The 15,186-nt window shown below is 68.0% G+C and carries 10 protein-coding genes, 1 pseudogene and 1 riboswitch; of the genes and pseudogenes, 4 read left to right on the top strand and 7 right to left on the bottom strand.

All coding sequences use genetic code 11. The features are described from left to right. Window positions 1-327: 327 nt before the first annotated feature. A complete protein-coding gene (locus ACYQPG_RS22785; protein WP_246692603.1) occupies window positions 328-822 on the bottom strand; it encodes a HigA family addiction module antitoxin in 495 nt (164 codons plus the stop codon). Between the two features lie 543 nt (window positions 823-1,365). Then, window positions 1,366-1,725: a HigA family addiction module antitoxin gene (locus ACYQPG_RS22780; protein WP_461231817.1), complete on the bottom strand. Its 360-nt coding sequence runs from the start codon at window positions 1,723-1,725 to the stop codon at window positions 1,366-1,368. Window positions 1,726-1,986: 261 nt separating this feature from the next. Beyond that, a riboswitch (cobalamin riboswitch) is annotated at window positions 1,987-2,182 on the top strand. A 292-nt stretch (window positions 2,183-2,474) separates the two neighbouring features. On the opposite strand from ACYQPG_RS22780, the gene ACYQPG_RS22775 reads away from it, so the two are divergent. Together ACYQPG_RS22775 and ACYQPG_RS22770 are read left to right on the top strand one after the other, a co-directional pair. Beyond that, window positions 2,475-4,658, top strand: a complete 2,184-nt coding sequence (locus ACYQPG_RS22775; RefSeq protein ID WP_461231815.1) for a TonB-dependent receptor — start codon at window positions 2,475-2,477, stop codon at window positions 4,656-4,658. Continuing rightward, window positions 4,655-6,115 (top strand): PepSY domain-containing protein, encoded by a 1,461-nt coding sequence (locus ACYQPG_RS22770; RefSeq protein ID WP_461231814.1) that lies wholly within the window; start codon window positions 4,655-4,657, stop codon window positions 6,113-6,115. Before ACYQPG_RS22775 ends, ACYQPG_RS22770 begins: the two co-directional genes overlap by 4 nt. Window positions 6,116-6,281: 166 nt before the next feature. Here ACYQPG_RS22770 and ACYQPG_RS22765 read toward each other — a convergent pair whose 3' ends face one another. Both ACYQPG_RS22765 and ACYQPG_RS22760 read right to left on the bottom strand, forming a co-directional pair. Beyond that, window positions 6,282-7,385, bottom strand: coding sequence for an oxidoreductase (locus ACYQPG_RS22765; protein WP_419830284.1), 1,104 nt, complete (start codon window positions 7,383-7,385; stop codon window positions 6,282-6,284). Window positions 7,386-7,667: 282 nt separating this feature from the next. Further along, window positions 7,668-9,809 (bottom strand): TonB-dependent receptor, encoded by a 2,142-nt coding sequence (locus tag ACYQPG_RS22760; RefSeq protein ID WP_461231813.1) that lies wholly within the window; start codon window positions 9,807-9,809, stop codon window positions 7,668-7,670. A 184-nt stretch (window positions 9,810-9,993) separates the two neighbouring features. Between ACYQPG_RS22760 and zigA the strand changes: the two are divergent. Next, window positions 9,994-11,211: pseudogene (gene zigA, locus ACYQPG_RS22755) on the top strand (zinc metallochaperone GTPase ZigA). 12 nt (window positions 11,212-11,223) lie between these two features. On the opposite strand, the gene ACYQPG_RS22750 reads toward zigA, so the two are convergent. From ACYQPG_RS22750 to ACYQPG_RS22740, 3 genes are all read right to left on the bottom strand, one after another. After that, a complete protein-coding gene (locus tag ACYQPG_RS22750; protein WP_419830282.1) occupies window positions 11,224-11,856 on the bottom strand; it encodes a MarR family winged helix-turn-helix transcriptional regulator in 633 nt (210 codons plus the stop codon). A gap of 85 nt (window positions 11,857-11,941) precedes the next feature. Beyond that, window positions 11,942-12,331: a response regulator gene (locus ACYQPG_RS22745; RefSeq protein WP_147853788.1), complete on the bottom strand. Its 390-nt coding sequence runs from the start codon at window positions 12,329-12,331 to the stop codon at window positions 11,942-11,944. A 132-nt stretch (window positions 12,332-12,463) separates the two neighbouring features. Beyond that, complete coding sequence (locus ACYQPG_RS22740) at window positions 12,464-13,732, bottom strand: adenosylmethionine--8-amino-7-oxononanoate transaminase (protein WP_461231812.1); 1,269 nt, start codon at window positions 13,730-13,732, stop codon at window positions 12,464-12,466. Window positions 13,733-13,973: 241 nt separating this feature from the next. Here ACYQPG_RS22740 and ACYQPG_RS22735 point away from each other — a divergent pair, with 241 nt between their 5' ends. Further along, the gene (locus ACYQPG_RS22735; protein ID WP_461231811.1) at window positions 13,974-15,107 is read left to right on the top strand and encodes an aminotransferase class I/II-fold pyridoxal phosphate-dependent enzyme; all 1,134 of its coding nucleotides are present in this window, start codon (window positions 13,974-13,976) and stop codon (window positions 15,105-15,107) included. Window positions 15,108-15,186 lie beyond the last annotated feature (79 nt).

The following is a 15,186-nucleotide window of genomic DNA, read 5'->3' as shown; positions in this document are numbered from 1 at the left end:
AGCTTCGTCGAGCGGGTGTTCTATTTCACCGCTGCTTCATCGAACGCCGACGCAGCGGGCGTCGCGAGCCCTTGGACCCCCTCCGGGCCTACCCGGGCCTATCGGCTGCTCGGACTATTCTGTCGAACAAGTGGAGGCTTTGCAGGGCGAGCATACAGTCCCGCCCTCGGCTGCGACAGCTTCGGTCTCCATGATCCCTAGATCTGCTCCCGAACACGTTGCCATCGGGAGCAGTTCTAAAGCCTTGATTTAACGCGCTCACGTATGCCGAACCCGCCTCCGACTTCGGCGGCGATCGCTCGAGCCGAGATCCGATAGGTGCGAACGTTACGCGAAGGCGTGCTTCCGTTCGGACGTATGAGCCCGTGTCTGCGCAACCTGGAGCCGTGTCGCGGCGACCTGGGACCAGGCCTTGGACATTGACTCGTTTCGAACATTCCGCTCGCGCCTGCGCACGGCGGCGATGTCGAACTGCTTCTGCATCTCCATCATCATTTCCATGCTGTACCCGAACGCCTGCTCGATCTGGAAAGCCAGGTCGGCAGTCAAAGGGGTCTTCTCGGTGAGAAAGTCGGTGAGCGCGTGACGCGTGACGCCCAGAAGACCGGCAGCCTCCATGATGGTCAGGTTGCGCGGCTCGAAGACCTTGCGGCGAACAAACAGACCGGGATGACACGGATTTGCCGGTTGATGGACAGCGTTCACCTGGGACTCCTTCGTCGATTGACACAATCGTTTTCGGATGAGCGTTTTGATCGACTGATCGGAACTGCGGCAGACCTCACGGGCACATGGGCGCAAGCAGCGCTCCATCAGCAACATCAGAATCGCCGACTACCTCAGCCACCCACAGTCTTACTTTATTTTGCCGGTTATATATTTTATTGTCTTGCAGATCCGATCAAATCGCCGATATCAACCGGATTGCAGCATGTCAATCTCATCCAGATTTACAAATTTATTTCGAATAAATCGAGAATTTGACTGTATTAATCTGCAAAACTTCAGAAATATGCATGATAATTTTGATCGCGATACAGCCTGAGCAAATGTCTCCGATGAAACACGATCAGGGTCGCGTGCGCGGTACTGTCCGATCTGGAGAATGCCGATCGCCTTGGCCCGTGACGACGAACGATATCAAGGCATGGGGACTGGTCCCCCTGCGATCGTCACCCGGTCCCGCGCGGAAACGCGCCGAGGTGTTTTCAGGAGCCGTCCATCATGCGTCGCAAAGCGGTGCGTCCCGGCCAAGAAGCGACGACAAGGCGTGGAAGCCCGACCAATGCGCGTTCACCCCGCGTCGCTCAGGGGAGATCCGGTAACGTTCCGGCATCCCGGAGAACCGGTCGCCACGAATTGAGCTCACCCAAACGCGAAGACGCGCTTGACGATTACCTGAGGCCTTTCGGTCGGGGTCTGGACGCCGGTCCGGCCCGCGAGTTCCCTCTCGACCTTCTGTTCGAGTTTCCGCGCGCGCGAGATATCGTAGTGGGTCTGCATCTCCATCAGCATCTCCATGCGGGCCCCGAACACCTTCTCGACCCGCAGAGCCAGTTCGGCCGTAAGAGCGATCTTCTCGTTCAAGAAGTCGGACAGCGTTTGGCGCGTCACGTTGAGCAGGCTGGCCGCAGCCATGACAGTTAGGTTACGCGGCTCAAGGATATTGCGGCGAACAAACCCGCCAGGATGACAGGGATTCCCTAATACATAGGATGAATTCATAATGATTCTCCTACCAGGTTTTGCAAATTTGGCGAATAAGCGATAGAACGAAAACCACTATTTTAGCCGATGCTCCGTCTTAAAACACCTCCGATTTCGGCTCGCAAATCTTACGTGACAGCTCAAAAAAAGTTCCTGAGTTGTCTAAAAGTAAAATAAGTAGATTTTAATTTGCATCGCGCGAGGCGATCGTGCGCCTGATCGCAGGCCGCCCACGCAGGGGGCCGGATATCCACACGCTTGACGTTCCACCGGCATACAGCCACGCTAGTCGGCGACGGTTCCCCTCGGGGATCAAAAGGGAACGCGGTGAGGGGCCTGCCCTGAAACCGCGGCTGTCCCCGCAACTGTGAGCGGCGAGTCCTTCACCACCACGTCACTGGGTCTCAAGCCCGGGAAGACGGTGCGAGGGCGGCGACCCGCGAGCCAGGAGACCTGCCGTCAGCCGTGGTCACACGCGAAACGCGTCAGGCGGGGTGTCCTGGCGGGTGTCGAGACGGCCGTGCGCGAGCGCGGTCGGCGAGGCCTCGTTCGCGGTGACGTGCCACAGCAAGCGCGCCCGCGTCCCGGTTCCCGATGCTTTCCCTTGTCGTGCCGATCCCGGCCGCGTTTGCACGCGGCCCGATCCTTCACCCGGGCCGCCGCGCGTGGACCGGACCGGATCAGACACGCATCCGCAATTGTAATGTTATTACATTGCTATTAGGGCATCTGAACCGGCGGCCGCCGCGCTCGGACCTATCCTCACCATGTCGCGATCCAAACTTCCTCGTCGCAGCCGGCGTAGACCGCTCTGCGGTGCCATGCTCACGCTCCTGGCAAGCCCGGCCGCAGCCCAGGAAACCGTGACCCTCGATCAGCTCTCCGTCGAGGGGGAGGGCGGCGTCAGCCTGACCCGCGCTGCACCGACCGGGCTGAACCTGCGCACGCCCGACCGGACCGCGAGCCGGCTCGGGCTGACGCCGCTGGAGACGCCGGCGAGCGTCGATATCGTGTCGGGCGAGAGCGCACGGCTGCGCGGCCAGGACACGATCGCCGAAGCCGTGACCCAGGACGCCACCGGCATCACCACGATCGCGGCGCCGGGCAACGGCAACGGCGCCTTCACGTCGCGCGGTTTCGCGGGCCCGAACTCGATCCAGCAGCTCTACGACGGCACACGCTTCTATGTCGGGGCCAACACGGTCACGTTCCCGTTCGACACCTGGAACGTCGAGCGTATCGAGGTGCTGCGCGGCCCGTCCTCGGTGCTCTACGGCGACGGCGCCATCGGCGGCGTGATCAACGTGGTGCCGAAGAAGCCGGTCTTCGTGCCGATCAACACCGCGCGCGCGGTGATCGGCACCGACGGCGTCGCGCGGCTGGCGCTGGATTCGGGCGGGGCGCTCGGGCGCGAGGAATTCGGCGACACCTTCGCGTACCGCCTCAACGTCAGCGGCAACCGCGCGGATGGCTGGATCCGGCCGGAGGGCGATTTCCGCAACCTCGCCGTCTCGGCCGCCCTGCTGTTCCAGCCGAGCCCGGACCTCGCCGTCACGGTGAGCCACGACCTCGGCTACCAGGAGCCGGCGCGCTACTGGGGCACGCCCCTGGTCGAGGGTAGGATCCCGGACCTGATCCGGTTCAACAACTACAACGTCCGCGACGCGAAGATTACCTGGTCGGATAACTGGACCCAGTTCAAGACCGAGTGGACGCCCTCGGACGACATCATCGTGCGCAATACGGCCTATCGGCTCACCAGCCGGCGGCATTGGCTCGATACCGAGCAATACACCTACAACCGCGGCACCGGGCTGGTCGACCGGGGCAGCTACACCGAGATCTACCACAGCCAGGAACAGGTCGGGAATCGCCTGGACGCGAGCGTCAAGGGCAACCTGTTCGGCCTGCCGAACGCGTTCGCGGTCGGGTTCGACGTGAACCACATCGACTTCCGCCACACGAACAATTTCACCTTCGACCAGACCACCAGCGTGCCGCTGATAGGCTATGATCCAGGATACTTCCCGCAGAACGGGCGGGCGCAGCCGGCCTACGCGACACAGACCAGCCAGGCCTCGGTCTTCGCCGAGGACCGGGTGATCCTGTCGGACAAGCTCTCGTTCCTCACCGGCGTGCGCCTGGACGTGCCGACGCTCCGTCGCGAGGATTTGCAGAGCGGATCGCAGTTCGAGAAAACCTATCAGGCGCTCGGCTACCGGTTCGGGCTGGTCTACAACCCGACGCCGGACAGCGCGCTCTACGCCCAGTACAGCTTCGCGACCGACCCGGTGAACAGCCTCATCACCCTGACGCAGTCGCTCTCAGGGTTCCAGCTCGCCACCGGCACGCAGGTTGAAATCGGCGCCAAGGGCCTCGCATTCGACGGCGCACTGGAATGGACGGTTGCCGGATACCGGATCGTCAAGGACAACCTGATCTCGACCGTGCCGGGTCAGCCGACCGTGTCGACCCAGGTCGGCCAGCAATCCTCGCAGGGCTTCGAGCTGGCGCTTGGCTGGCACCTCGCCCCGGGCTGGCGGCTGGACGGCAACCTCGCGCTCCTGCACGCGCAATACGATACGTTCAATCAGAGCGTGAACGGCGCGACCGTCTCGTATGCCGGCAACCAGCCGATCGACGTGCCCGAGCGGGTCGCCAATCTCTGGCTGACCTGGGACTTTGCCCGCGCCTGGACGGCACGCGTGGGGCTCCAGAACGTCGGCCAGGTCTACAGCGACTTCTCCAACACGGCCCGGCGCCCGGCCTACCACCTCGTCAACCTCGTGCTCGACCATCAGGTGACGGCGGATTCGCGCCTGAGCCTGCGGGTCTACAACCTGTTCGACAAGGTCTACGCGATCAGCGGCAACGCCGTGAACGGGGTCGGCACCAACTGGCTGCTCGGCCGGCCGCGCTCGATGGAAGTCGCCTACACGGTGACTTGGTGAGGCAGCGGGTCGGCAAAGCCGCGCGTCGCTGGCTGCTGCTGGTCCACCGCTGGGCCGGGATCGCCACGGCCCTGTTCTTCGCCCTGTGGATCGGCTCCGGACTGGTGATGCTCTACGTGCCGTTCCCGGCACTCACAGCGGCCGAGCGCCTCGCGCGCCTCGCCCCGATCGACTGGGAGACCGTCGCGGCCTCACCGGACACGGCCCTCGCCGCCGGCGGCCTCGCGAGCGTGCCGGCGGCGTTCGCCCTGGAGATGCGCGGCGATGAGCCGGTCTACCGGATCACAGGCCGCGACGGAGCGCGGGTGACCGTCTCGGGCCGTACCGGTGCGCGGCTCGGCCCGGTCGATGCGGAGGCGGCCTTGCGGCTCACCGCCGGGGATCGGCCGGATGCCCGCGTCGATCCGGTCGAGCGGGACCAGTGGACCGTGACCGCTCGCTACGACCCGCTCCGGCCGTTCCACAAGGTCGTCTTCGAAGACCCGGAGGCGACCGAGCTCTACGTCTCCGCGGTAACCGGGGAGATCGCCCTCGACACGACCCGGTTCGAGCGGGCCTGGAACAGGCTCGGTTCGGTGCCGCACTGGATCTACCTGACGCCGCTGCGCGCCCGGGCGGAGCTGTGGCGTGCGGTGCTGCTCTGGCTCTCCGGATTCGCCGCCCTCGGGGCGGTCAGCGGCTTGGTCGTCGGGATCTGGCGCCTGCGCCTGCGCCGCCGCTATGCGCACGGCGCCGTCACGCCCTATCGCGGGCTGGCGCGCTGGCACCACCTGTTCGGCTTGGCGGGCGGGCTGGGGCTCGGGGCGTTCATCCTGAGCGGCTGGATCTCCATGAACCCGAACCGCTGGTTCGCATCGAGCGCGCCGCCGACCGCGCTGCGCAGCGCCTACGCTGGAACGCCGGGACCGCTCGGGCTCGATGTCGGGCGGCTGCGCGATCTCGCCGGCCCGGACACCCGGTCGCTGCGCTTCACCACGGTCGGCGGTCGCTGGTGGGTGGTCGCCGAGGCTGTGGACGGCCCCCGCGCTGTCGCACCGGACGGCGGCCCCGGTCCGGACGCGGCGGCCCTGGCCGCCGCCGCCGCGGACGCGATCCCCATGGGACATCTACGGGCAGCGGGCCTGCTCGGGGCGTACGATGCCTACTGGTATCCGCATGGGGTGGACCCGCGTCCCCTGCCGGTTCTGCGCCTGCGCTTCGACGATCCGGACGCAACCTGGCTCCATATCGACCCGCGCGACGGCACCATCCTGCAGCGCCTCGACCGCTCGGGTCGCATCAACCGTTGGCTGTTCGATGCGCCCCACCGCCTCGACTTCCCGTTTCTGAGCGGACGGGCCGCCCTGCGCGACGCGGCGCAGTGGCTCCTGAACCTGCTCGCCGCCGGGATCGCGGTCACCGGGATCGTCGCGGGCTGGCGGCGCCTCGGCCGGACTGTTTCGACGCGGGCTCGCTGAGCGGAATGGGGCAGCTCTTGGCAACCGCCCCGGCAGTCCAGGGCCGCGGAGCGGAGCCTGGATGACGGGGCGGTTGCTCGGTGGACGGCTGCCTAACGCTCTGCCGCCTCGAAGAACCGCGTCCAGGTGAACCGCCGCGACTTGCGTTCGCCTGCGCCCTTCGACCTCAGACGTGTGGCGATGCCAGGTCATCCTCCGCGAACTGGGACGCGGATCGCTCCTCCGGCACGAGCGGCAGCGCCACCGTCGTCCCGGTCCGCGCCGAGGTCAAAGCCGCGTCGATGCAGGCCATCACCTGGAGGGCCTCCAGCGCCGGCGTATGGTCGGCGGCGCCCCGGGAGATCCCGTGAGCCACGTCTTGGTAGAACCGGCGCTGGTCCCCGGCCAATGCGGGCAGGCGCCTCACGCTGCCGCGCCCGTCATGGACCGCGATCCCGTCCGGATCCTGGCCCCAACCCGGGGCGCCCGGAGCCATGCCGGCGAGAAGCTGCTGCTCCTGTCCGTCGAGGTGTTGCTTGACGAGGCTGCCGCCCTCGCCGTGGACGACGAAACGGGGCGATCCACCGGCGACCACCATGCTGGCGTGCAGGACCACGCGCACGTCCGGATAGTCCAGCACCACGTGGGCCCAATCGTCGGACAGCGCACCTTTGCGCAGCCGAGCCAGGTTCGCGGTCACCCGGTCCGGCAGACCGAAGAGCTGGAGCGCCTGGTCGACGAGGTGCGGGCCGAGATCGTACCAGATCCCGCTTCCCGGTCCGGCCCCCTCCCGCCACCGGTCACGGACGCCGGGGCGGAACCGGTCGAAATGCGATTCGAAATGCCGGACCTTGCCGATGACCCCGTCCGCGATGGCGGTTCGGACGCTGAGGAAGTCGCTGTCCCAGCGCCGGTTGTGGAACACCGACAGCCTCCGGCCATGGCGGCGCGCCAGCGCGACCAGGCTGCGCGCCTCGGCGAGGTCGAGGGTGAAGGGCTTGTCGATGACGACGTGCTTGCCGGCCGCCAGGGCGATCCGAGCCAGGGGCGCGTGCGTGTCATTGGGGGATGCGATGACCACGAGATCGACGCTGTCCGAGGCGGCGACCGCACCGGGATCGGCGATGACGCGCATACCGGAAAGGTCGGCCTGGACCTTGGCCTTATCCCGCGAAGCGACCAATCGGAGGTCGAGCGCCGGAACTGCACGGATCAGCGGCGCGTGGAAGGTCTTGCCGGCATAGCCGTAGCCGATCAGGCCGACTCGGATCGGTGCAGTCGCGCTCGCCATGCAGGTGTCGTCCGGTCGGAATCATCGGGGCCACGCGCTTATAGCCCCGCGGCCGACACCGGTTCACCACTTCCGGAGCGCGAAACCTCCGATGCTGTCCAGACGGAGGCCACCGTGAGCTTCCTTCATCGTCATCACGCGCGCAACGAAGCGACCCAGGGCGGCGCGGCACGTCCGAGGATGGCGCCTTACTGGGTCGCGTCGCTGCACTCGCGCAGACGGAGGCGCTCGCAGGCCATCGCGTGAAACCATATCCGGTGCGGCCGGCGTCTCAGCCCGCCCTCAGAACCGCGCGGTCAGGAACAATCGCACGTTCCGCCCCGGCAGCAGGATCTCGTCCTTCTTGAACGAGGTCGAGTTGCGGATGTCGGCGTCGAGCAGGTTCCGGCCCTGGACCCCGAGGGTGATCGCGCTCGCCCCGTAGACCGCCGGATCGACCGCCTTGGTGTAGCTCAGCTCGGCGCGCAGATCGTCGTAGCCGGGGGTGGGGGTCTCGAAAAGGGCGGTCGCCTGGTGGTCGAAGGCATGGAGCAGGTTCACCCGGGCGAACCAGCCATCGGCCCGCAGGTAGACGCCGCCGCCGAGCCGGTAGGGCGGGATGCGCGGCACGTTGGTACCGTTGTCGAACTGCGCGCGCACGAAGTCGAATTGGGCCTCGATGCCGGCGAAGCCGTTGCCGACTGGCAGGATGTCGTACTGGCCGATGATCTCGGCACCGTAGAAGGTGGCGTTCTGCTGCTGGTAGACGATCTGCCGATTCTCGGTGCCGGTGCCGCAGGACGCGAAGTCGTCGTCGCAGGCGAGCCCGGTGAAGTTGCGGTAGATGAAGCCCGTGTAGCGCGTGTAGTAGCCGGTGGCGTCGAGGCGCAGCGGACCCTCGGCCCGGCGGATGCTGGCCTCCACGGTTCGGGCGCGTTCCTTCTTGAGGTCCGGGTTGCCGATCTCGAAGGTCGCGGTGGCGTCGTGCGGCCCCTGCGAGAACAGCTCGTAGCCGGTGGGTCCGCGCTCGACATAGGAGCCGTTGAGGCTCGCCACGAAGCCGAGGGGCAGGTCCTGCAGGGCGCCGATGCTGGCGCTCTTCGGGGCGAAGCGCCGGGTCCGGGCGTACTGGAACGGATCCTGCCCGTCGACCGGGGCGTAGTCCGCGGGGAACTGCGCCGCGATGCTTGACAATCGGTCCACCTCGTAGCGGCCGGCCGCCTGCAGCCGCGTGCCGGGGCGCAGCTCCAGCTCCTCGAACAGGTAGACCGCGTTGGCCCGGGATTCGGTCTTGGGCAGGAACGATTCGAGCTGGGTGTTGATCACCCGCCGGTCCGACTGGAAGCCGAGCGCCCCGGTCAGCACGCCGAACGGAGTCTCGACCGGGACGTGCTGGAGTTCCAGCCGCCCCTCGGCCTCGCGGTTCTTGAAGATCGCCTGGACACCCTCGATCCCATCCTCGCCGATGCCGACCTCGTTGTGGCGGTAGACCGAGTATCCCGCCCAGTAGCGGATCACTTCGAACGGGCCGTCGAGCGGCCGGTACTCGCCCCGCGACAGGACCCGGTCCTGGTTCGGGGTCAGGCGGGTGCGGTTCTGCTCGGCGACGCCGCCCGGGATCGCGTAGATCGCGTCGTAGTGGCTGAACGAGATGCCGACGAAGCCGCGGTCGCCGATCGCCGAGATGCCGACCGCGCCGCCCTGCGACTCGTTGTAGGAGTTGCGCTGGATCCCGCCCGGGATCGCGTAGCTGTCGTTGGCGGTCCTGAAGCCGTCGGCGTGAACCGCAATCCCGTCGCCGCCCGCATCCACGGTGGCGGCGCCGAGCCGGCCGTTGTCGACGCTGGAGAAGCCCGTGGTGACCTGACCCTGCACGCCGTTCGCCGGGATGAAGGTCGGCACCCGGTTGTTGTCGGCCGAGACCACGCCGCCGATGGCACCGGAGCCGTAGCGCAGGGTCGCGGGTCCGCGGATCACCTCGATCCGGTCGGAGACCAGAGGGTTCACCGGGACCGCGTGGTCCTCGCCGAGATCCGAGACGCCGCCGTTGACGATGCCGTTCTCCTGGATGCGCACGCGGGCATTGTCGAGGCCGCGGATGATCGGCCGCGAGGCTGCGCCCGGCGCGTAGGTGGTGGACGAGATACCCGGCCGGTCGAACAGGGCGTCCCCCAGGGTCCGGGGCTGGTCGCGGGCGATCTGGTCCTGGGTGACCACGGTGACCGGCGAGAACGTGTTGGTGGCCACCGGAAGAATGCCGGTCTGGAGCGGCGCCGCGGGTCCGGCCGCAGGCTGGCCGGTCTGGAGCGGGCTCGGGCTGGTGACGCTGATCTCGTCGAGGGCCACGGCCTTCTGCGCCTGCGCCGGCACGGCGAACAGGACGGCGTAGACGGGCGCCGACAGAATCGTGCCGGCCAGGAAAGCAAGGCGTCGCGTCGAGGTCATCGAGACTCACACAGTGTTATATCGTTTCATTCTGGCTTCGGAGCGGATCGATGCAAGGGCCGATCGTGCGGCTTCTCGTGATCGATCGGAAACGTTACATCGTTACAACACCCGGAACGGCGGGCTTCGACGGGACGGTGTGCCGAAGGTTGAAAATGCAATGTTATAACGTTTGTATCATGGCATGACCAAACTCCATCGACGCCTTCCCGTCACCGTTCTCTCCGGCTTTCTGGGAGCCGGCAAAACGACGCTGCTCAATTACGTGCTCAACAATCGCGACGGCCGGCGGGTCGCCGTCATCGTCAACGACATGAGCGAGGTGAACATCGACGCTAACCTCGTGCGGGCCGGTGGCGCCGGCCTGTCTCGAACCGACGAGACCCTGGTCGAGATGACCAACGGCTGCATCTGCTGCACCCTGCGCGACGACCTGCTGGACGAAGTCCGGCGCCTGTCCGAGGCGGGACGATTCGACTAGCTGCTGATCGAAGGCACCGGGATTGCCGAGCCGCTGCCGATCGCTTCGACCTTCGCGTTCCGGGACGAGGCCGGGCGCGCGCTCTCGGACGTCGCCCGCCTCGACACGATGGTGACGGTGGTCGATGCCGTGAACCTGCTGAAGGATTACCGCTCGGCCGCGTTCCTGCGCGAGCGCGGCGAAACGGCGGGGGCGGAGGATACCCGCACGCTCGTGGACCTGCTGGTGGAGCAGATCGAATTCGCCGACGTGGTGGTGATCAACAAGGCGCACGACGTCTCGGACGCGCACCTGGCCCTGGTCCGCTCGGTGGTGCGCGGGCTGAACGCGGATGCGCGCATCCTTGAAATCGATTACGGGCGCGCACCCCTCGACGCGATCCTCGATACCGGGCTGTTCGAGGAGGAGAAGGCGCAACAGCATCCGCTCTGGTTCAAGGCGCTGTACGGCGCGCACGAGCACGTGCCAGAAACCGAGGAATACGGGATCACGTCCTTCGTCTACCGAGCGCGGCGGCCGTTCGATCCGCAGCGCTTCAACGCTTTTGTCAACGAAACCTGGCCGGGGCTGATCCGGGCCAAGGGCCATTTCTGGCTGGCGACGCGGCCGGACTGGGTCGGGGATTTCTCGCTAGCCGGCGCCGTGGCGCGGGTCTCGGCCATGGGCTTCTGGTGGTCGGCAGTGCCGCGCCGACGCTGGCCGGAAGCGCCCGAGTTCCGGGAGCGCCTCGACGCGGTCTGGAGCGAGGTCTGGGGCGACCGGCGCCAGGAATTGGTGTTCATCGGCACCGGGATGGACCGGGACGCACTCACCGAAGCCCTGGATGCGTGCCTCGTGGCGACCGACGACGCGGAGACGTTCGACCCCAAAGCCTATCGCGACTTGCCGGACCCGTTCCCGGCCTGGCGCCAGGCGGCCTGAGCCGGCAGCCCGTCAGACCGGGATCGCCTCGACCTCGTCTTCGGCCTCTGCATCGATCTCCGCGTCGACATCGGTGAGCTGGCCGGAGGCGCCGGCCGCCTCGGCGAGGCCGCGGGCGGCCTTGCGGAGGAGCTTGCGGAGGCGGCGCCGGTCGGTCTTGTCGAGATGGTCGAGCAGCTCGGCCTCGACATCCTCCTGGATCCGCTCGATGGCCTCGGCCTTCGCCAGGCCGGCCTCGGTGAGCTGCACCCGCACGACGCGGCCGTCACCCGATTCGGCCCGGCGCTCCACGATGCCGAGAGCCGCGAGCCGGGTGACCGTCTTGGACGCGGTCGGCGGGCGGACCCGCAGGAGGGCGGCGAGGTCGCCCATCGTCATGGTGCCGGCGGCGGCGAGCGCCTGGACCACCTGTTCCTGCCCGGCGAACAGGCCGAGCTTGGCCAGCCGGTCACCAGTACGGGCGCGGTGCAGGCGCGCAGCCTGCACCAGGGCCCAGCCGACGCTGCGCACGCCAGGTGGCCGCATCTTCTTGGACGAACCTTCGGACGCACCCGCGTCCTTGGCCTCGCGCTCACGTTTCTGCTTGTCGCCCACCGGAGCGCCCGCATCTATGCCGGCGGCCGCCGGACCATCCTGAACCTGCACCGTCCACTCCCGTCCCAAGGCCGCCCGGTTTCCTGTGGCGCGCGCGGGTGACGGTGCGATGACGGGGGCCGAAAACGCCCTGCACTCAACAGGGCATCAAGCGCTTCAGCCGGTCAAGGATGTCCTCGCCCGTGCACGGACGGGCGATGAAGTCGGCATGGGCGGGCATCCGGGCCGGATCGGGCGCGGCCCGCCCGGACACGATGAGAATCGGCAGTTGCGGGCGGGCCTCGGCCACCGCGCTCGCCAGGTCGAAGCCGTCGGTCTTTCCCGAGAGCTGGACGTCCGTCACCAGGCCACAGATGTCAGGCCGCGCCTGCAGGATGCTGAGCGCCCGCTCGGCGGAGGCACATTGCACCGTGTCGTAACCGCCATCCTCCAGCACGTCCCCGAGGTCCATGATCGTCAGCGCCTCGTCCTCGACGAGGAGGATCACCGGCCGATCGCCGCCCGAAACCGTCTGCTCGCTCGCCACTGTGTACTCCCTCCGGCAGCGTCCGACCGCGAGGGCCGCCGCACGCGTTGTCAGCGGTGAGCCAACGGCAGAAACGGTTCCAGGTTGCAGGGCGGCGTGGCGACGGCTCGCGGGATCGTGTCGCGGATGCGCTCAGGCGAGCGCAGCGGCCTGCTCGGATACGACGTCGACGACCGCTTCGATCAGTCGGTCGAGATCGGCGTCCGGAATGGTCAAGGCCGGGGTGAGATAGACAATGTCGCCGAACGGCCGCACCCAGACGTCCCGGTCGAGGAAGCCCGCCTTGAGGGCGGCGAGGTCGGGCGGCGCGGTGAACTGTACCGCCCCGAGGGCACCCAGGACCCGGACATCCGCCACGCCGGGCAGTCCCTTCAGGCCGGACAGCCCATCCGCGAGCCGGCGGGCGATGGCACCGGCCTGTTCGAGGCGCGGCTCGGTCGCGAACAGGTCGAGGCTGGCATTGGCCGCCGCGCAGGCCAGCGGATTGGCCATGAAGGTCGGGCCGTGCATCAACGCTGCCGCCGGATCCTCGGACCAGAACGCCTCGAACACCTCCGTCCGGGCGACCGTGGCCGCCAGCGCCATGGTGCCGCCGGTGAGCGCCTTCGACAGGCACAGGATGTCCGGCACGATCCCGGCCTGCTCGCAGGCGAACAGGCTGCCGGTGCGCCCGAATCCGGTGAAGATCTCGTCGGCGATCAACGGCAGGCCGTGCCGGCGAGCGAGGCGGGCGACGGTCGCCAGCACCTCCGGCGGGTGCAGGACCATCCCACCCGCACCCTGGACGAGGGGTTCGACGATCACGGCTACCAGCGTCTCGCGGTGGGCGGCCAGAGCCGCATCCAGCGCCTCCGTCTCGACCAGGCTCCGCGGCAGGTCACAGAACACCTGGCTGGGCAGGTAGGCGCCGAAGCGGCGATGCATGCCCTCCTCGGGGTCGCAGACCGACATCGCGCCCATCGTGTCGCCGTGATAGCCGCCCCGGAAGGCCAGCACTTTCGTCCGGCCGCTCACCCCGCGATTGAGCCACATTTGGGCGGACATCTTCAACGCGACCTCGACGGCGACCGAGCCCGAATCGCTCAGGAACACGTGGTCGAGATCCCCTGGCAACAGCGCGGAGAGCCGTGACGCCAGCCGCTCCGCCGGGGCATGGGTCAGGCCGCCGAACATCACGTGCGGCATCCGCGCCAGCTGGTCGGCCACGGACCAGGCGATGTGGGGATGGTTGTAGCCGTGCACGGCCGTCCACCAGGACGCGATCCCATCCACCAGCTCGCGGCCATCGGCCAGCACGATGCGGCTGCCATGCGTCGCCACCGCCTCCAGGGGCGGAGCGGCCACGCCCATCTGCGTGTAGGGGCGCCAGAGAGTCTGTTTCAACGGTCGATCGGACGTCATGGCGGAGGGATGGGCGGCAAGGCCGGAGTGGTCAAGCAGACGCGCGATCCGGCGTGTGAACGGACTGAAGCCGCTATGTCCGCCGGCGGCGGTAAGACAGGCGAATCGCGAGCAGTATTTGTTCTGTGCTGACGAGGGACGCCACGCCGGGGCGCTCCGAGTACCCCACGCACAACTTCCGCAGCTCCGCGCCGGTCGCTACCTTGACATCCACCGCCCCCGCGGCCCCATCACGCACCTGATGGACAGCCTCGACGCCTTCGCCCGCACCAAACTCGACGCGCTGGAAGCCGGCAGCCTGCGGCGGCGGCTCACGCCAACCGAGCGCGGCACCGGAGCCGCGGCGTCGCGCCGGGGCAGGGCGCTCGTCTCGTTCTCATGCAACAACTATCTCGGACTGTCGCATCACCCGCGGGTGATCGCCGCCGCGCAAGAGGCGGCCGGCCGCTATGGGGCCGGGGCGGGCGGCTCGCGCCTCGTCACCGGCGACCACCCCTATCTGGGCGCCCTGGAAGAGGGACTCGCCCGCCACAAGGGCGCCGAAGCCGCCCTGGTGTTCGGCAGCGGCTATCTCGCCAATCTCGGCATCACCCCGGCGCTGGCTGGGCGCGGCGACGTCGTGGTGCTTGATGAACTCTCCCATGCCTGCATGTGGGCGGGGGCGCGGCTGTCGGGCGCCGCAGTGCTGACCTTTCGACACAACGATCCGGCCGACCTCGCGGACAAGCTCGCGGCGCACCGCCCGCACCACGCCCGCGCCCTCGTCTTGACCGAGCGGGTGTTCAGCATGGATGGCGACCGGGCGCCGCTCGGCGATCTGCTGGGTGTCGCGGAAGCCTTCGACGCCTGGACGCTGGTCGACGACGCCCACGGGATCGGGGTGGTCGAGGACGGGCCGCGGGCACCGCTGGAAATGGGCACGCTGTCGAAGGCGCTCGGCTCTTACGGCGGCTATCTCTGCGCCTCGCGGCCGGTGATCGACCTGATGACGAGCCGCGCCCGGAGCTTCGTCTACACCACCGGCCTACCCCCGGCCTCGGCCGCTGCAGCCCTGGAAGCGCTGGCGATCCTGGAGGAGGAACCGGCCCGGCGCGCCCGGCCGCTGGCGCTGGCCCAACGCTTCACCGCCCGCCTCGGCTTGCCCGAAGCCGAGAGCGCCGTGGTGCCGGTCCTGGTCGGCGACGCGCAGGCGGCGCTCGAAATCTCTACGGCCCTGGAGGCTGCCGGCTTCCTGGTCGTGGCCATCCGCCCCCCGACCGTACCGGCCGGGACCGCGCGGCTGCGGGTCGCGTTCTCGGCGGCCCACACGGATGCGCAGGTCGACGCCCTGGCCGACGCGGTAGCGGCGCTGACCGGCCGCGCTTCCCGTCCCTGAGCGCCGACCCTATACCTCGTCGCCGACGCTCCCGCACAAGAGGAGCCGGCCGGCACAGATCAACCCTGAGGACGACGCC

Source organism: Methylobacterium sp. CM6246 (assembly GCF_054818005.1).
Note: the sequence above shows the minus strand (reverse complement) of the source record. Positions and strands in the feature narration are given on the sequence as shown.